At 64.0% G+C, this 18,215-nt stretch carries 10 protein-coding genes; 5 read left to right on the forward strand and 5 right to left on the reverse strand.

Annotated elements, in window-relative coordinates:
• Positions 1 to 57 precede the first annotated feature (57 nt).
• From ACX93L_RS17745 to ACX93L_RS17760, 4 genes are all read right to left on the reverse strand, one after another.
• On the reverse strand, positions 58 to 753 hold the full coding sequence (locus ACX93L_RS17745; protein WP_459406043.1) for a VIT1/CCC1 transporter family protein: 696 nt from the start codon (positions 751 to 753) through the stop codon (positions 58 to 60).
• Positions 754 to 840: 87 nt separating this feature from the next.
• On the reverse strand, positions 841 to 1,629 hold the full coding sequence (locus ACX93L_RS17750) for a pseudouridine synthase (protein ID WP_459406044.1): 789 nt from the start codon (positions 1,627 to 1,629) through the stop codon (positions 841 to 843).
• 83 nt (positions 1,630 to 1,712) lie between these two features.
• Positions 1,713 to 5,207, reverse strand: a complete 3,495-nt coding sequence (locus ACX93L_RS17755; protein WP_459406045.1) for an ATP-binding protein — start codon at positions 5,205 to 5,207, stop codon at positions 1,713 to 1,715.
• Positions 5,204 to 6,475 carry a metallophosphoesterase family protein gene (locus ACX93L_RS17760; RefSeq protein ID WP_459406046.1) on the reverse strand — a complete coding sequence of 424 codons (1,272 nt, stop codon included), beginning with the start codon at positions 6,473 to 6,475 and terminating at the stop codon, positions 5,204 to 5,206. Before ACX93L_RS17760 ends, ACX93L_RS17755 begins: the two co-directional genes overlap by 4 nt.
• Before the next feature lie 242 nt (positions 6,476 to 6,717).
• Here ACX93L_RS17760 and ACX93L_RS17765 point away from each other — a divergent pair, with 242 nt between their 5' ends.
• The 3 genes from ACX93L_RS17765 (at position 6,718) to ACX93L_RS17775 (ending at position 11,725) form a co-directional block, all read left to right on the forward strand.
• Entirely contained in the window at positions 6,718 to 7,341 is a 624-nt protein-coding gene (locus tag ACX93L_RS17765) for a TetR family transcriptional regulator (RefSeq protein ID WP_459406047.1), read from the forward strand.
• Positions 7,342 to 7,421: 80 nt separating this feature from the next.
• A complete protein-coding gene (locus tag ACX93L_RS17770; protein ID WP_459406048.1) occupies positions 7,422 to 8,552 on the forward strand; it encodes an efflux RND transporter periplasmic adaptor subunit in 1,131 nt (376 codons plus the stop codon).
• Positions 8,553 to 8,581: 29 nt separating this feature from the next.
• Complete coding sequence (locus tag ACX93L_RS17775; protein WP_459406049.1) at positions 8,582 to 11,725, forward strand: efflux RND transporter permease subunit; 3,144 nt, start codon at positions 8,582 to 8,584, stop codon at positions 11,723 to 11,725.
• Between the two features lie 64 nt (positions 11,726 to 11,789).
• Here the strand turns inward: ACX93L_RS17775 and ACX93L_RS17780 are convergent, their stop codons facing one another.
• Positions 11,790 to 13,547, reverse strand: a complete 1,758-nt coding sequence (locus ACX93L_RS17780) for a glucan ABC transporter ATP-binding protein/ permease (RefSeq protein WP_459406050.1) — start codon at positions 13,545 to 13,547, stop codon at positions 11,790 to 11,792.
• A gap of 346 nt (positions 13,548 to 13,893) precedes the next feature.
• On the opposite strand from ACX93L_RS17780, the gene ACX93L_RS17785 reads away from it, so the two are divergent.
• Together ACX93L_RS17785 and pyc are read left to right on the forward strand one after the other, a co-directional pair.
• The gene (locus ACX93L_RS17785; RefSeq protein ID WP_459406051.1) at positions 13,894 to 14,634 is read left to right on the forward strand and encodes a LuxR family transcriptional regulator; all 741 of its coding nucleotides are present in this window, start codon (positions 13,894 to 13,896) and stop codon (positions 14,632 to 14,634) included.
• Positions 14,635 to 14,748: 114 nt separating this feature from the next.
• On the forward strand, positions 14,749 to 18,210 hold the full coding sequence (gene pyc, locus ACX93L_RS17790; RefSeq protein ID WP_459406052.1) for a pyruvate carboxylase: 3,462 nt from the start codon (positions 14,749 to 14,751) through the stop codon (positions 18,208 to 18,210).
• Positions 18,211 to 18,215: the final 5 nt, after the last annotated feature.

Genomic DNA, 18,215 nt, shown 5'->3' on the forward strand with positions numbered 1-18,215 from the left:
GCGCCGGCGCCGTCCTGGATGGCGCCGGTACTCTCGCGTGAACGAATGTCTGCGGAGCTAGACTGCGGTTCCGACGACCGCGCCAATTCCGGCCGTCAGCGCCATGGCGAAGGCTCCCCAGAACGTGACGCGCAGCGTGGCGCGCGCAATGTTCGCGCCCCCGGCCTTGGCTCCGACCGCACCGAGGAGGGCGAGGAACAGCAGCGAAGCGACGGAGACGGTCCAGACCAGGGTGCTCGCCGGAGAAACGACGACCATCAGCAATGGCAGGGCAGCGCCGACGGCAAAGGTCGCGGCCGATGTCAGGGCTGCCTGGATCGGCCGGGCGGTGGTCATTTCGGAAATGCCGAGTTCGTCATGGGCATGGGCGGCCAGAGCGTCCTTGGCCATCAACTGGTCGGCGACCTGTCGTGCAAGCTCCGGATCGACACCGCGGGCGACATAGATCTGGGCGAGCTCCTCCCGCTCGAATTCCGGCTGGGTCTCAAGTTCCTTGCGCTCCCGGCTCAGGTCGGCCTGCTCGGTGTCGGATTGCGAGCTGACGGAGACATATTCACCCGCCGCCATCGACATTGCCCCGGCAACGAGACCGGCAATGCCCGCCACCAGAACCTCGGAGCTGCCTGCGGAGGCGGAGGCCACGCCGACGACGAGGCTGGCTGTCGAGACGATTCCGTCATTGGCACCGAGAACGGCGGCACGCAGCCAGCCGATGCGCGAAACAAGGTGGTTTTCCGTGTGTAGCCTGCTCATGGGTGAAATCCCGCTCCTGTCATCGACAACCGATCTTTCGAGCCTAGCAGCTCACCTATGTCGCGCGAAAGTCATTCCACGTGACGTTCAAGCGCGACCGGCGTGACGCCTCAGCGCCGCAACTTCGGTCTCCGTCAGGAAACGTGTGCTGCCCTTCTCAAGGTCGCCGAGCAGCAGTTCACCGAAGGCGACCCGCACCAGCCGCAGGCACTCGAAGCCGGTTGCCTCCAGCATGCGGCGGATCTCGCGGTTCTTGCCCTCATGAAGTTCGAATTCCAGCCAGCAGGTCTTGTCGGCTTCCCGGAGAATCCGGACGCGGGCGGCCTTCAGCAGCTCTCCATCATCGAGGATGCCGGCGGTCATGCGGGCCAGATCGGCTTCGCCGGGGCGGCCGCGCGTCTGCACGTGATAGATCTTGGCGATGTCGCTTTCCGGGTCGAGCAGGCGCTGGGCGAGCACGGTGTCGTTGGTGAAGAGCAGGAGGCCTTCGCTCGCCTTGTCGAGGCGGCCGACGGGGGAAACATGCGGGATGTCGAGATGCTCGAGGCAGGAAAACACCGTCTGCCGGCCTTCGGGATCATCCCGCGTCGTCACCAATCCGCGCGGCTTGTTCAGCATCAGGTAGACGCGGCGTTCAGCACCGACCGGCTTGCCGTCGACGGCGATGCGATCGGTGCTGATGTCGACCCAGGCGGAAAGATCTGTGACGCGCCTGCCGCCGACGGTGACATGGCCACCGGCCACAAGCTTTTCCGCCTGGGTACGGGAACAGTAGCCGAGCTTGGAGAGGGCCCTGGGAAGGGTCACGCGGGTACCAGGCGCTGCTTGCGAATTCTTAGCCAACCGTCTCACATCCGGAATTGTCAGCGCGGCCATTCGGCCGCCGGTATCAACGGGTCAACGACTGCCCGTGCGGGGGCGATCCCGTCAAGAAAAATGTGACGGGGCCGGCCTGCGGGCTAGCTGGCGATCTCATGGATCCTGACCTCAGGCACCACACGCCGGGCGATGTCGCAGAGATGGCGATGGTGCGTGAGATAGATGACCTGGCCGATCTTCGCCATTTCCCCGAACAGCCTAAGCACTTCTTCCGAGCGCGGCTCGTCGAAGGTCTCCATGATGTCGTCCGCGATGAAGGGAACGGAGGGCCGGCTTGCGGCGAACTCCTCGTAGCCGGCGAGGCGAAGCGCCAGGTAGAGCTGGAACTGGGTTCCCTTGGACATTTCGCTCGCCAGTTTCGAACCACCCTGGCGCGACAGGCCGATCAGGGTTTCGCGGTCCTTGTCCGGCTGGGTCGCAAGGCCGGTATAGTCACCACGGGTGATGAGGCGGAAGGCTTCCGAGGCGCGTTTCATCATCGATGAGCGATGCTTGTCGCGGTAGGCCCGCAGGGCCTCGCCGGCAATCAGCACGCCGCTCTTGAGACGCAGGTAACTGGCTGCGTGCTCCTCGATCTCGAGCAAGATCGTCCGGCGTTCGGCTTCGATCCGGGCGACCTGATCGTCGCCGCCGACCGCATCCAGCCTGTCACCCGCCCGCGTCCTCTCGGCGAAGAGCTGTCTTGCGCGCTCGTCGAGATCGTCGAGCCGCGCGGCAAGCTCTGCCTGTTCCTGTTCCATGGCGTCGAAATCACTCGCCTCCACGTCGGCCAGCGCGGCTTCGATCGTGGCGGCATGCAATTCGGCGAGGATCTGTTCCCGAAGGGCAGCGAGGCGCGTCTCGCGGCGGGCCCGTTCGTTTGCCGTTTCGAGCGCGAGCGAGACCTCGGCGAGCGTGTCGACCCCGAAGAACGAGGTGAGCTCGCTCTTGCGGGCGGCGTGTTCCGCGAGATCCTGCCTGAGCTTGCGCTGGGTTTCGGCGAGGCGATCGAGGGCGGCGATTTTATCGGAGCGCAGCGACTGGTCATGGCGCGCCTTTTCCAGACGAGCGGCGAGCGTCACAGCGGTGCGGCTGGCCGAAGCCGGGTCGGCGGTTTCGCCAAGATTCGACAGGATGTCCTGCACCTCGGCGACGAAGTCGGCCTGATCCTTTTCCATCGTGGCGATGCGTCGCGCCAATTCGTCTCGATCATTCAAGGCGGGGGCGAGTTCGGTGAGGGTCTCGAGGATTTCACGTACCGCCCCGGTCGAGGCGATCTCGCCGAACCAGGTTTCCGCGAGGGTAGCCGAGAACCGAGCTTGCCAGTCGTCCCGGTCTCTCTCGGCTTCCTCGAATTCGCGCCGCCGATCGTCAAGCGCACGCTTATGGTCGGCGATGGCTTTTTCCGCCGCCGTCCGGGCAGCCGCCCTGCTGTTGCCGGCGGTTACGGCGGCCTCGGCCACCTCGAGCAGTTCGGGGAGCGTTTCTCCCGTTCGCTCGATGCCGGCCGCGTCGAGGGCCGCGGCGAGCGCGTCACGGTCGAGTTCGGCATCGGCCCGCGCCGTCGCGATCTCGTGCCGGGTCGCCTCCAGGCGCTCCCAGGCGGACTGGGCGTCGGAGCGTGCGCGGACAAGTTGCTCGATCAACGAGAACAGCCGGGCAAGGTTGCCGTCGGCGCTGACGGACAAGAACTTCGGCAGTGTGTCCCGAAGTTCCGACAGGAGCCTTTCCCGTTCAGATTTCGCTTCGTCCAGCAATTCCTCCTGGCGGTCGATCCCCGCTGCCGCAACCGTCCGTTCCTCGGTGAGGGTGCGCAGATCGGCAAGATCGCGCATCGCCGCCATGCGCGCCGTGGTCCCGAGGTCATCGGCAAGCATGGCTTTTTCGAAAGCCTCGGCGCTTTCCTTGTCCAGCCGCTGAAGATGGCTCCTCCATGCCGCGTCGCGTTGAGCACGCAGTCGGATTACTTCGGCATCCTCGACCAGCCCGCTGCGTGCGCCGAGGGTGGCGATCCGCGCTTCGGCCTGTTTGTGCTGGGTGACGAGCTGGCGTCGCCGTTCGGTATGGTCGGCGATGCGGCTGTCCACGGCGGCGAGAGCCGCGCGCCAGATCTCGAGTTGTCGCGGATCGGGCAGGGCAAGGATACGGAGAGCTTCGCCGTCAAGGAGATCACCGTCGGCGAGCTCGGCAAACAGACGGACGGCTTCGGCAAATCGGCGCTCCAGATCACCGAGACTGCGCTCCGCAAGCCGCAACCGAGTCGCATGATCGCTGCGGCGGACAATCGTCAAGGTTGCCGTGAGCCGGTTAATCATCGAAGGGTCGGCGTCCTCGCCACGTGCGACCACGGCCTCGTGTTCGGAATCGACGCGCTCTTTGGCGGCCTTCGCCGCCGCGAGCTCGCGGGCTGCGGTCTGCAGCCGTGCCTCCACGCCGGACCGCATCTCGATCAAGTCACGCAGGGCGCCGACGGTTGCGGCCGGCAGAAGCAGGTCTGCCGGCGTCTCGCATCCCGTCCGGTCCAGTCGGGTCAGGATGCCGTCGATGGTGGCATTTCGGGCGGCAAGGGCAATCCGCCGCTTCGGCAGATCTTCCTCTGCTCCGGCGAAACGCGCGAGCCCCCTGGCGAGATGGGTGATCCGGTCGGAAAGCGCGAGAACGGGTTCATCGAGCTCGCTGCCTTCGATTTCCTGTCGCAAGCGCTCCATGTCCGCCTCGATGCCGGCAAGGCGGGTCGCGAGCCTGGTCTCCTCCTCCATCAGGCCGGGGAGGTCGCGAGCCCAGTCGGCCGGGGGACGCCGAAGGCCGGCGTTTTCGGCGAGCTCCGCTTCAAGCCGGCGGCATTCGGCGGCAAGCGGGCGGGCGCGCAACAGGCGGGTGATCGCCTCGCTTCTCGCCCTTGCATTGCCGCGCGCATGCATTGCCTCGTCATAGGCAGCCTCGGCCTGGCTGAGTGCGGCGACGAGGCCGGCATGGGTCGACGCCAGGGTGTCGATTTCGTCGCGCCGCGCCTTCAATTCGGCGAGCTTCTGCTTCAGCTCGGCGATCCGCGTGGAGCGGGCTCGTTTCTTGTAGAGAGTGTCGGCCTCGTCCGAGATGGCGCCCAGCGTCGTGCTTACACCCGCCAGACCGGCGCTGGCCGAGAAGAGCAGTTCGCCGAGGTCACCCTTGCTCTGGAGGATGGCATTGCCGCCCTCCTCGAGCGTCACGTCGTCGAGCGAAAACATCGTGCGATAGGCGTCCCGGCTGATCCCGGCCAGCGGCACGGACAGCAACGCCTCAGGCACCGCTTCGCCGCGCCCGTCGAGCAGCGATCCGGCGCGTTGCTTGACGCGCTTCAGGTCGTGGGACACGCCGGCGAATTCCAGGCAGCCGCCGACCTGCATAGCATTGTAGGCATGCAGGAAATTGTAACGGCTGCGTTCCTCGATCCCGTAGAGCAGATCGAGATAGGCGGAGAGAGAGGTCGACTTTCCGGCCTCGTTGAGACCGTAGACGATGTGGAGATCCGGCGCGCCCGGTTCGACCGCGCCGAAGTCGATCACATGGTCGGTGAACTTGCCGTAGCGGGTGAGGTCGAGCCGTCGCAGCCTCATTCGGCGGCCCTCGCCCCGTCGCTCCTCAGGCGGGCAACGATATCGTCGCTGCCTTCGGCCAGCAGCCGTTCGACATAGGCTTCGAACTCCGTTTCGTCGCTCCCGGTGAAGCCGCGGCTTTCGGGCGGGAGTTCGTCGCGCAGTTCCTTGACCATGCGACGGACTTCCTCGCGCAGCCCGTGGCGGATCGACACGTCGTCCCGCATCAGTTCGGCAAGCTCGATCAGCGGATCGGCGCTCGACCGGGTGGATGTCTCGCCCGGCGCCTTGGTGGCGATCTCGATCTTTTCGATCCAGGCTCGCCCAATGCCTTCGGCGCGCTGCTCGGCTTCGGCGAGCAGTAGGTCCCGGTCGCGGCGCAGGCGCCAGGACAACGGCGTCGTTTCGGTCAGCACGAGGCGGGCGACAAGATGATCCGAGGGTGTACGGTCGCGCAGTTTGGCGAGGGATGTTTCGATCGTCTCGACGACGTCAAACCAGCTGGCGGCCTGGTTCAGGTCGACGGGAAGACGTGCGAATTCCGCGATGCTCGTCAGCCGCTCCTCGACGGTGAGGCTGCGGTCGTCGTGGATGGTCACGAGCGATATGCTCTTCGGGCCTGCCTCGTTGATGTCGCGACCCTGCGGCATGCCGGGCATGACGACCGTCGTGTGGCCCGGGTACTCGCTGCGCTGGTGGATATGGCCGAGCGCCCAGTAGTCGAAACCCGAGCCCTGCAGGTCGGCGAGGCTGCACGGGGCGTAGACGTCGTGGCCGGGGGCGCCGGCAAGGCTGGTGTGCATGATCCCGACATTGACCCTGTCCGGCAGCGGTGGCCGGTATTTGGGCAGCAGGCTTTCGAGCGCCTGGGGTCTTGCAAAGCTCAGGCCGTGAAAGGCTATGCCGAGGCCTCCCTTTTCCACTTCCACGGCCTCGGCCCGGCCGGAATAGACCTTCACCGAGGGCGGCAGAACGAGTTCCTGGGTGATGCGCGACAGGGCGTCGTGGTTGCCGCGTATCGTGTAGGTGGCGATCCCTGCCTGATGCAGGCGCTGCATCTGCGAGGCGAGGAAGCGCGCCGTCTTCATCGATGTCTGGTCGCCGTCATAGAGATCGCCAGCGATGACGAGCGCGTCGACCTGCTCCTCGACACAGAGATCGACGATCCTGACCAGCGCCTGGCGGGTCGAGTCGCCGATCAGGTCCGCGAGTTCCCTGTTGCGCAAGGACAGCGAGCGAAGGGGCGAATCCAGGTGGATGTCGGCAGTGTGGACGAAGCGGAAGGCCATCAGCGGTTCATTCTGGTCCTGTCTTTGGGCCGGCCGGCGGGCCGACGATTCTCCGCCCGCGGTGCGCTGACGATATAGGCACAATCCGGACGGCAACAAGTGATTTCACCGCCTGCTTCCAACCTGATCCCGATGTGCCGCCCTCGAGAAGGAGGTCTCTCGGGGCGGGCGAGGTTGACAAAAATCATCTGTCGATTTACAATTGACGAAATTCGAAATTCGTCAGTCATCAGGATTTGATCATGGCCACCGTCAATACCGAAAGCGAAAGCCATTCATCCGAGAGCCTTGCGCGGCAGGAAAACGTCAAGCGGATTCTCGATTCCGCCGAACGGCTTTTCCGCCACTATGGCTACAGCAAGACCAATGTCGCCGACATCGCCCGTGACCTCGGCATGTCGCCGGCGAACATCTATCGCTTCTTCGAGTCGAAGAAGGAGATCCTGCAGGGGCTCTGCAGCCGGATGCTCGGCGCCGGTTACGAACTGGCCCTCAGCATCGCTTCCCTGCCGATCAGCGCAGAGGAACGGCTCCGCCGCTATGTCGAGATGGAACATCGCCTGACTGTTGAGACCATGATGGACGCCGAGAAGGTCCACGAAATGGTGATCGTCGCCATCGAGCAGAACTGGCACGTCATCGACCAGCATATCGACCGGATCAACGAGGTTCTTCAGAAGATCATCGAGGACGGGATCGCCGCCGGCGAATTTCCCAATCAGGATGCGGTTGTGGCGTCGCGCTGCTTCGGTGCCAGCACCGTCATCCTCAGCCATCCGCAGCTCGTCGCCCAGTGCCTGAGCAAGGAGAACCGCGCATCTCCGACCGAGCTGACCGAATTCGCGATCCGTGCCCTCAAGGCCTGATCGCGGCCCGAAACAGAAGATCAAATTGCGAGAATAAACGACCAGCCGCGAAGGCCGCCCTTCGCCGAGGATAGCGTCCCATGTATCAGAAAACCGTCCTTCCCCTGCTGCTCGTTGCAGCGCTTGTCGGCTGCTCCGCCGAAACGGCGGAAGCGCCGAAGGAACCGGTCCGTCCGGTCAAGGTCGTCGAGGTGGCTCCGGCCGCGATGACGCGCCAGCTCAGCTATTCGGGCGCCGTCCGCGCCCGCAGCGAAGCGGCGGCCGGTTTCAGGATCGGCGGCAAGATCGTCGAGCGCAGCGTCCACATCGGTGACCGGGTTCGCGCGGGCGATGTGCTCGCCAGGCTCGATGCCACCGACTACGCGCTTTCGGTGACGAGCGCGCGTGCCAATCTCGTCGCGGCCGAACGGCAGGTCGAGACCGCCGACTTCGCGATGAAGCGTGCCGACCAGCTGTTCAAGCAGCAGGTGGCGGCGAAGGCCCAGCTCGAACAGGCGCAGCTCGCCTACAACCAGGCGGTCGCGGCACGCGATTCCGCACGGTCGGTGCTCGCCCAGGCGGAAAACCAGGTCGGCTATGCGGAACTCACGGCCGACAAGGACGGCATCGTGACCGCGACCCATGCCGATGCGGGGCAGGTTGTCGCTGCCGGCACGCCGGTGGTGACGGTCGCCGTCGACGGCGAAAAGGAAGTCTCGATCGCCGTTCCCGAGAACGACGTCTTCGCATTTGCCCCCGGCAAGGCGGTCAAGGTGGGCGTCTGGTCGAATGACAGCGTCGCTCTTGACGGCAAGGTTCGCGAGGTCGCCGGCAGTGCCGATCCGGCGTCGCGCACGTTCTCCGTCCGCGTGTCGCTACCGGCCGACGACCGGGTGCTGCTCGGCATGACGGCATCGGTCCGGGCAGATGCCGAAAGCGGCCAGCCGCTCTTCAGCCTGCCGCTCACCGCGCTTGCGCGTGACCCCGCAGACCGTCCGATTGTCTGGACGGTCGATCCGGTAGCAAAGACGGTGCATGAGCGTCCTGTCACCGTGGTCGATTTCTCCGACGCCGGCGTGCGCGTGTCGGAAGGCCTCAAACCCGGCGACCTCGTCGTCGTCGCGGGGACGCAGTTCATGAGCGAGGATCTGAAGGTGAAGCTTGCGGCCGCCGATGCCGAGCAGGCCTCGCTTGCCACCGGCAGCATCACACCTATCAGCCAGACCCACTGACCCAACCTTTTCGAAAACGGATTTACGCCATGACCACGTCCACCGATAAGGGTTCCTTCAATCTGTCGCGCTGGGCGATCGGTCACCCGAGCATCGCGCGCTTCCTGTTCGGCCTGATCCTGATCGCCGGTGTGCTCGGACTGATGCGCATGGGCCAGAAGGAAGACCCCGACTTCACCTTCCGCGTGATGGTCGTTCAGGCCGTCTGGCCAGGTGCTTCGATCACCGACATGCAGGACCAGGTGGTCAACAAGATCGAGCGCAAGCTGCAGGAAGTGCCGCATCTCGACTGGGTCAAGTCCTACACCCGGGCCGGCAGCGCGATCATCACCCTGCAGGTCGAAGGCGATACCAATGCCGATGACGTGGCTGACGCCTTCTACCAGGTGCGCAAGAAGGTGGGAGACATCTCGAGCGAATTGCCGGAAGGCCTGCTCGGGCCGTATTTCAACGACGAGTTCGGCGACACCTTCATCACCCTGCACTCGCTGTCCGGCGATGGCTACAGCTATCCCGAGCTCAAGACCTACGCCATCCAGGCGCGCGACATGCTGCTGACGACGCCGGGCGTCGAGAAGGCGGTCATTCTCGGGGATCAGCCGCAGAAGATCTACATCGACGTCTCCTCCAAGGTTCTTGCGGAGCGCGGCCTGACGTTCAGCGATATCAAGAATGCGCTGGAAGGTCAGAACGCCATCGATCCCGCGGGAACGATCGATACGGGCGAACGCTCGGTCCGCATCTCCGTCGACGGCGGGTTCGGCCGCGCCGAGGACATTCGCGAACTGAGGCTGCGGGCCGGCCAGCAGGTGACCCGTCTCGGCGATATTGCCACGGTCACCGAGGGCACCGAAGATCCCTACCAGCGCAAGTTCCGCTTCAACGGCCATGACAGCGTCCAGGTCGGGGTCGTGATGGCCAAGGGCTTCAATGTCACTGATGTCGGCAAGGCTGTCGAGGAAACCTTCCAGCGCTTCGAAGCATCGCTGCCGCATGGCGTCGAGGTCGCACAGATCTCGAACCAGCCGGAGGTGGTGCGCGAGGCGGTCGGCGAGTTCATGAAGGCGCTGGTCGAGGCGCTTGCCATCGTGCTGGTGGTGTCCTTCGTGTCGATCGGCTGGCGTTCAGGTCTGGTGATCGCGATCGCCATCCCGCTGGTGCTCGCCGCCACCTTCGCCATCATGTACGAACTCGGCATCGATCTGCAGCGCATCTCGCTCGGGGCGCTGATCATCGCGCTCGGCCTGCTTGTCGATGATGCGATGATCGTGGTCGAGATGATGGAGCGAAAGCTCGAAGAGGGGCTGCACAAGATCGACGCGGCGAGTTTTGCCTATACCTCGACCGCTTTCCCGATGCTGACCGGCACTCTGATCACCACCGCGGGCTTCATCCCGGTCGGTTTCGCCGAATCCACCGCCGGCGAATATGTGCGCTCGCTGTTCTACGTGGTCGGCATTTCCCTGGTCGTCTCCTGGTTCGTGGCGGTCTATTTCACGCCCTGGCTCGGCTACATGATCCTCAAGCAGCGGCACCACGCCGGAAGCCACCAGGACGTGTTCGATACCGGCTTCTACCGGCGCCTCCGCGCGACGGTCGGCTGGGCCGTGCGCCATCGGCTGATCGTGATCGGCCTGACGCTCGCCACCTTCGTCACCAGTCTCTGGGCCTTCCAGTTCATTCCGCAGAACTTCTTCCCGCAGTCCTCGCGTCCTGAAATCCTGGTCGATCTCTGGCTGCCGGAAGGGACCAGCATCAACGAGGTCGAGACGCAGGCCAAGGCGCTCGAAGGCCGGATCATGGACGACCCGGACAAGCGCTTCGTCGCGACCTATATCGGCGAGGGCGCACCGCGCTTCTTCCTGCCGCTCGACCAGCAGTTGCGCAATCCGAACTTCGCCCAGCTTCTCGTTATGGCGAATGACGAGCCGGCACGCGAGCGCCTGATTGCCAAGCTCCGCGGCATCCTCGCCGAGGACTTTCCGTCCATCCGTTCGAAGGTCGACCGGCTCTTCCTCGGCCCTCCGACGGGTTGGCCCGTGCAGATGCGCGTCTCGGGTTCGGATCGGGCCGAGGTTCGCCGTATTGCCGACGAAGTGAAGGCCGTGTTTCTTGCCAATCCGCTGCTGAGTGCCGTTCACGACGACTGGCTGGAGCCGGTGCCCGCGATGAAGCTGGTGGTCGACCAGGACCGCGCCCGTGCGCTCGGCGTCACGTCGCAGCGCCTGCGGCAGATGCTGCAGGCGACGATGAGCGGTGCGCCGCTCGCCGATGTCCGGGCCGGTGAGGAGACCATATCGATTGTCGCCCGCGAGCCGGACGATAGCCGGCAGCTGTTGACGGCGGTCAACTCGGTCTACATTCCGACCGACAACGGCGCCTTCGTTCCGCTGTCGCAGGTGGCTCGCGTGGTTCCTGTTCTGGAACAGGGCATCGAGTGGCGCCGCGACCGCCTGCCGACCATCACGGTGCGCGGCACCTTGCCGGACGGCGTACAGTCGAACGACATGGTGACACATATCTATGGCCAGTTGCAGGACCTGCGCGCCAGCCTGTCGGCCGGTTACAAGATCGAGGTACAGGGCGGGGCGGAAGACAGTGCCGAAAGCCAGGCGTCGATCGCTGCCAAGGCCCCGATCATGCTGCTCGTCATCGTGGTGTTGCTGATGATCCAGCTGCAGCATTTCGGAAAGGCGATGCTGGTGCTGGCGACCGGTCCGCTCGGCATCATCGGTGCTGCTGCCGCGCTGCTCGTGAGCGGCGCCCCCTTCGGCTTCGTGGCGATCCTCGGCGTGATTGCCCTGCTCGGGATCATCATCCGAAATTCGATCATCCTGATCGACCAGATCGACCAGGACATCGCTGCGGGCATGGAGCGTTCGGAAGCAATCATCGGCTCGGCAATCCGCCGTTTCCGGCCGATCATGCTCACGGCACTCACGGCCGTTCTGGCGCTGATCCCGATCTCGCGCGGCGTGTTCTGGGGTCCGCTCGCCTATGCGATGATGGGTGGCATCCTTGTGGCGACCGTTCTCACCATCCTGGTGCTGCCGGCAGCCTATGCCTTGTTCTTCGGTCGTGAGCCGAAGAACAAGGGGAAGGTCGAGGGCGCGGGCGGTGCGGGCGCGGCCGGCAACGAGAACAGCCTGCCGCCGGCCGTCGCGGCCGAATAAGGCTTGGCGGCCGCCGTCGATTGAGACCGCGGCCGCTTGTCTTCCCGGCGATGCCGGGACGACTTCAGGGTGCTGCTGCGGAGGCCGCGGCCGTTTCCTCGGTCAGCAGGCCGCTCGTCTTGAGCAGGGAGGCAAAGCGACCGCCGCTGGCGCTGAGCTCGTCATAACCGCCCATCTCGACGATGCGACCGTGATCGAGGAAGAGCACGAGGTCGGCCTCGCGCACGGTGGAAAGTCGATGCGCGATGATGAAGGTCGTGCGGTTCCTGCGCAGGCGGTCGATCGCTGCTTTCACGCGCGCTTCCGTCTCGACGTCCAGCGCACTGGTCGCCTCGTCCAGAACGAGGATCGGGGCGTTCTTCAGGATCGCGCGGGCGATCGCGATACGCTGGCGCTCGCCGCCGGAGAGACGGTTGCCCCGTTCGCCGACGACGGTCGTCAGGCCGGCAAGGCGGCTTTCGATGAAGTCCGTCGCTGCCGCGGCCTCGGCGGCCTTGAGGATTTCCTCGTCACTCGCGTCCTCGCGACCCAGGCGGATATTCTCCTGGATGGAGCGATTGAGCAGGCCGGCATCCTGGAACACCGTCGCGATCGAATGGCGCAGCGATTTTCGGGTGACGGTCGAAATGTCCGTACCGTCGATCAGTATCTTGCCCTTTTGCGGTTCGTGAACGCGCTGGAGCAGGTTGATCAGCGTCGTCTTGCCGGCACCGGTCGGTCCGACAATGGCGATCGTCTGCCCGGCCTTCACCGAGAAGGAGACGTCGTGAACGCCCTGGGTGGTGTTTGCGAAATCGAAGGAGACCTCGCGGAACTCCACGTCTCCCTTCACGTCCTTGAGTTCGGCGGCACCGGCCGGTTCCTCGCGTTCCTGGACGGAATCCTCAAGCTGGTAGAAATCCTCGAGCTTGGATCGTGCCTCGAAGATCTGGGTGGCGAACTGGCGCATCTGGTCCAGTCGACCGATGAGCAGGCCGGCAAAGCCGGTAAAGGCGATGATGTCGCCGACCTTGAGTTCACCCTGCTGGACGAGGATCGTGCCGATCACCAGGATGACCAGCATCGAAACTGTGGAGGCGATGCGGTTGAGGGCGCTGGCGATCGCCCACCAGTCGAGCACCGGATATTGGGCGGCGAGCAGCTGCTGGGCATACTGCTTCAGCGCACGCGTCTCGGCCTCGATGCGGTTGTAGCTGTGAAGCACCGAGACATTGCTGATCGAGTCGCTGACGTGGGAAAAGACCGTATGGTAGTGGCTTTCCACGGAGGCCTGACCCTCCTTGGTGCGGTTCATCACCGTCTTGCCGATCAGGACGTAGAGCACGCTGAGGACGATCAGCACGGAGGACAGCCGCCAGTCCATCGAGAAGGCGGTCGGAATGAGCAGGGTGAGGGCCACGGCGGTCGCCAGGTGAGTCCGCATGAACTCAAGCCAGAGGCCGAAAAGGGTCTCGCTTGCACGCAGCAGGGTGTGGAGGGCATTCGACGTGCCACGCTGGTGATGCCAGTTGAGCGGCATGGAGATGATGCGGCCGAAGGCCTCCGTCAGAAGATCGGCGCGACGGCCATGGGCGAGCCGATCGGCCTCGCGGGCGACCAGCACATAGGCAATCGTGTTGAATACGCCGAAACCGCCCCAGGCGATCAGCATGGTCTTGGCATCGCCCTTTTCCGAGATGGCGTCGATGATCCGGCCAAAGAGCACGGGCTCGACGATGGTAATGACCGCCAGAATGATGTTGGCAATGACCACCATGGTCACCCGCAGGCGGTAGGCCGCCAGATATTTGAGAGCCTTGATGTAAACCTGGAACAAGGACAATTGCTTTACCCCATCAGCGGGCCTGAATGGCGCGCGCTGTTTCAACCGTTTTTCTTATAAACCGACAAGGACATATGCCATAGTGCATGGCGGGTCGATTGCATCTTTTCGGCGGCCCGCAGACGCGCAATCCACCCAGGAATGGTCGGTCATTCACATTCCGACCCGCATGATTGTGGTGGTCAGCTTTTGCACGGATGGCTAGATTTCATGTGTTAGATTTAAATGCCTCCTAACCGAATATGTTAGCTTATGCCCCAATTCCACCCGGCCAAGGCCGATAGAAACGGGCGCCGTATGGCTTTTTCGTGATTTCGCTCGGGTGATGACTTTTTGGGGGGTTCGTGTGAGCGTTAATCAGTTGGTCCAGTTCCTGGTCATCGCCGACGAGTACCGGAATGCGGAAGAAGTGGTGGCTGAATTGCAGAAGCTGTTCAGTCTCTATCGGTTCGAATATTACGGCATCGTTCGCCAGCCGAAGCCGAACGAGAACCCGATGTCACTGGTTCTGATGGGACATTGGCCGGAGCGCTGGCCGGAGACCTATATCACGAAGAAATTCGTGCTGATCGATCCGACGATCCGTTATCTCGGTCAGGCACAGAAGGGATTCCGCTGGAGCGACACGCTGGGTTTCTTCAAGAATGACCCGCACCGCAAGCGGATGGAGCGCATGATGATGGAGTCTGTGCGCTTCGGCCTGCAGGACGGCTACATCTTTCCTGTCCATGGGCGCACCGGTCTGCTCGGCAACATGACCGTCGGCGGCAAGCCTGTCGATTTGTCTCCGGTCGAGATAACCCTTTTCGATGCGGTGGCGAAGAAGGCCTTCTGGCGTTTGCTCGAGCTTCGCAAACAGGCCGAGGATGTGATGGAGGCCACCAAGGTCGACACGCGCATGACCCGGCGTGAAATGGAAGTCTTGAACTATCTTGCAGACGGCATGACGTCGAACGACATCAGCAAGGTGCTCAACATCTCAAACCACACGGTTGACTGGTACATGAACGGTATCCAGGACAAGCTGCGGGCGAAGAACCGGCAGCACGTGGTGGCGCTTGCCTTCCGGCTCGGCCTGATCACCTGAAACCGCGCGGAAAATTAGCGGGCCCCGGTCGGAGAAATTGAACTTCCGGGCACAACAGGATATGGAGATTTCGCAGGTGCAGCATGCTCCGCTAAATCGACTGAGGAGACCGATTTGTCCATATCCAAGATTCTCGTTGCCAATCGATCCGAAATTGCCATTCGCGTGTTCCGCGCGGCCAATGAACTTGGCCTGAAAACGGTTGCGATATGGGCGGAGGAGGACAAGCTCTCCCTGCATCGATTCAAGGCGGACGAGAGTTACCAGGTTGGACGTGGCCCCCATCTGGCCCGCGAACTCGGACCGATCGAAAGCTACTTGTCGATCGACGAGGTGATCCGTGTGGCCAAGCTTTCCGGCGCGGACGCCATTCATCCGGGCTATGGCCTGCTTTCCGAAAGTCCTGAGTTTGTCGATGCCTGCAACGATGCAGGCATTACTTTTATCGGGCCGCGCGGCGAGACCATGCGGCAGCTCGGCAACAAGGTGGCGGCGCGCAATCTTGCGATCTCCGTCGGCGTCCCTGTGGTCCCGGCGACCGATCCGCTGCCCGACGACATGGCGGAAGTCGCCCGTATGGCCGAGGAGATCGGCTATCCGGTGATGCTCAAGGCATCCTGGGGTGGCGGCGGCCGCGGCATGCGTGCGATCCGTGACCCGAAGGACCTGGCTCGCGAAGTCACCGAAGCGAAGCGCGAAGCGATGGCGGCTTTCGGCAAGGACGAAGTCTACCTCGAAAAGCTGGTCGAGAAGGCCCGCCACGTCGAGAGCCAGATCCTCGGCGACATGCACGGCAACGTGGTCCATCTGTTCGAGCGCGACTGTTCAATCCAGCGCCGCAACCAGAAGGTCGTCGAACGCGCACCCGCTCCCTATCTCAGCGAGGCTCAGCGCCAGGAGCTGGCCTCCTACTCGCTGAAGATCGCTCAGGCCACGAACTACGTGGGCGCCGGCACCGTCGAATACCTGATGGATGCCGACAGCGGTAAGTTCTACTTCATCGAGGTCAACCCGCGCATCCAGGTCGAGCACACGGTCACCGAAGTCGTGACGGGCATCGACATCGTCAAGGCGCAGATCCACATCCTCGACGGACACGCGATCGGAACGGCGGAATCCGGCGTTCCGGCCCAGTCCGACATCCGGTTGAACGGCCATGCGCTCCAGTGCCGCATCACCACCGAAGACCCGGAACACAACTTCATCCCGGATTACGGCCGGATCACCGCCTATCGCGGCGCGACCGGTTTCGGTATCCGCCTCGACGGCGGTACGGCTTATTCGGGAGCGGTCATCACTCGCTACTACGATCCGCTGCTCGAAAAGGTGACCGCCTGGGCGCCGACGCCGCATGAGGCGATCCAGCGCATGGACCGCGCTCTGCGCGAGTTCCGCATCCGCGGCGTCGCGACGAACCTTACCTTCCTCGAGGCGATCATCGGGCACCCGAAGTTCCGCGACAACAGCTATACGACGCGGTTCATCGACTCGACGCCCGAGCTCTTCGCCCAGGTGAAGCGCCAGGACCGCGCGACGAAGCTGCTGACCTACCTCGCCGACGTGACCGTCAACGGGCATCCCGAGGCCAAGGGTCGTCCACGTCCGCCGGCTGATGCGGCGGAGCCGGTGGTGCCTTACATCGACGCGCCGATCCCGGACGGTACGAAGCAACTTCTCGACAGGCTCGGGCCGGTCAAGTTCGCCGAATGGATGCGCAACGAGACGCGCGTGCTCGTCACCGACACGACGATGCGCGACGGCCACCAGTCGCTGCTGGCGACCCGCATGCGCACCTATGACATTGCACGGGCCGCAGGCGCCTATGCGCGGGCCCTGCCGAATCTCCTGTCGCTCGAATGCTGGGGCGGCGCGACCTTCGACGTGTCGATGCGCTTCCTGACGGAAGACCCGTGGGAGCGTCTGGCGCTCGTGCGCGAAGGGGCCCCGAACCTCCTGCTGCAGATGCTGCTGCGCGGCGCAAACGGCGTCGGCTACAAGAACTATTCCGACAACGTCGTGAAATATTTCGTACGCCAGGCGGCTGCCGGCGGCATCGACCTTTTCCGCGTGTTCGACTGCCTGAATTGGGTCGAGAACATGCGCGTGTCGATGGATGCGGTGGCGGAAGAGAACAAGCTCTGCGAGGCAGCCATCTGCTATACGGGTGACATCCTCAATTCCGCTCGGCCGAAATACGATCTCAAGTACTACACCTCGCTGGCCGCCGAACTGGAAAAGGCCGGTGCGCATATCATCGCGGTCAAGGACATGGCCGGCCTCCTGAAGCCGGCTGCGGCCCGGATCCTGTTCAAGGCGCTCCGCGAAGCGACCAGCCTGCCGATCCATTTCCACACGCACGACACCTCGGGCATCTCGGCCGCGACCGTTCTGGCCGCTGTCGAGGCAGGCGTCGATGCGGTCGATGCGGCGATGGACAGCCTGTCGGGCAACACCTCACAACCCTGCCTGGGTTCGATCGTCGAGGCGCTGCGCGGTTCGGAACGCGATCCGGGCCTCGACCCCTACTGGATCCGTCGCCTGTCGTTCTACTGGGAGGCCGTGCGCAACCAGTATGCTGCCTTCGAGAGCGACCTCAAGGGGCCTGCTTCCGAAGTCTACCTGCACGAAATGCCGGGCGGTCAGTTCACCAATCTCAAGGAACAGGCCCGTTCGCTCGGCCTCGAGACCCGCTGGCATGAGGTCGCTCAGGCCTATGCCGACGCGAACCAGATGTTCGGCGACATCGTCAAGGTGACGCCGTCCTCCAAGGTGGTCGGCGACATGGCGCTGATGATGGTCAGCCAGGACCTGACGGTCGAAGACGTCGTCGATCCGGCGAAGGACGTGTCCTTCCCGGAATCGGTCGTCTCGATGCTCCGCGGCGATCTCGGCCAGCCGCCGATCGGATGGCCGGAGGGTCTGCAGAAGAAGGCGTTGAAGGGCGAACAGCCTTACACCGTACGTCCCGGCTCACTGCTCGAAGACACTGACCTCGAAGCCGAGCGCAAGGCGATCGAGGAGAAGCTCGACCGCAAGATCAGCGACTTCGAGCTCGCTTCCTACCTGATGTATCCGAAGGTCTTTACCGACTATGCTCTGGCTGCGGATACCTATGGTCCAGTTTCCGTGCTGCCGACGCCCTACTACTTCTACGGTCTGCCAGCCGGCGAGGAACTGTTCGTCGATCTCGAAAAGGGCAAGACGCTGGTCGTCGTCAACCAGGCGATGGGCGCCACCGACGACAAGGGCATGGTGACGGTGTTCTTCGAACTCAACGGCCAGCCGCGCCGCATCAAGGTCCCGGATCGCGCCCATGGCGCTGCCGGCAGTGCTGCACGCCGCAAGGCCGATCCGGCGAATGCCGGTCATGTCGGCGCGCCGATGCCGGGCGTCATCTCGACCGTGGCCGTGGCCGCGGGCCAGTCGGTCAAGGCCGGGGACGTTCTGCTGTCGATCGAGGCGATGAAGATGGAGACGGCGCTGCACGCCGACCGCGACGGTACGATCTCGGAAGTGCTGGTCAAGGCCGGGGACCAGATCGACGCGAAGGACCTGCTGGTGGTCTTCGCCGCCTGACGCTT

It is taken from the genome of Rhizobium sp. CAU 1783, assembly GCF_054551725.1.

Coding starts and splice junctions, on each gene's coding strand:
- ACX93L_RS17745 (WP_459406043.1), bottom strand. CDS start 753: ATGAGCAGGCTACACACGGAAAACCACCTTGTTTCGCGCATCGGCTGG.
- ACX93L_RS17750 (WP_459406044.1), bottom strand. CDS start 1,629: ATGGCCGCGCTGACAATTCCGGATGTGAGACGGTTGGCTAAGAATTCG.
- ACX93L_RS17755 (WP_459406045.1), bottom strand. CDS start 5,207: ATGAGGCTGCGACGGCTCGACCTCACCCGCTACGGCAAGTTCACCGAC.
- ACX93L_RS17760 (WP_459406046.1), bottom strand. CDS start 6,475: ATGGCCTTCCGCTTCGTCCACACTGCCGACATCCACCTGGATTCGCCC.
- ACX93L_RS17765 (WP_459406047.1), top strand. CDS start 6,718: ATGGCCACCGTCAATACCGAAAGCGAAAGCCATTCATCCGAGAGCCTT.
- ACX93L_RS17770 (WP_459406048.1), top strand. CDS start 7,422: ATGTATCAGAAAACCGTCCTTCCCCTGCTGCTCGTTGCAGCGCTTGTC.
- ACX93L_RS17775 (WP_459406049.1), top strand. CDS start 8,582: ATGACCACGTCCACCGATAAGGGTTCCTTCAATCTGTCGCGCTGGGCG.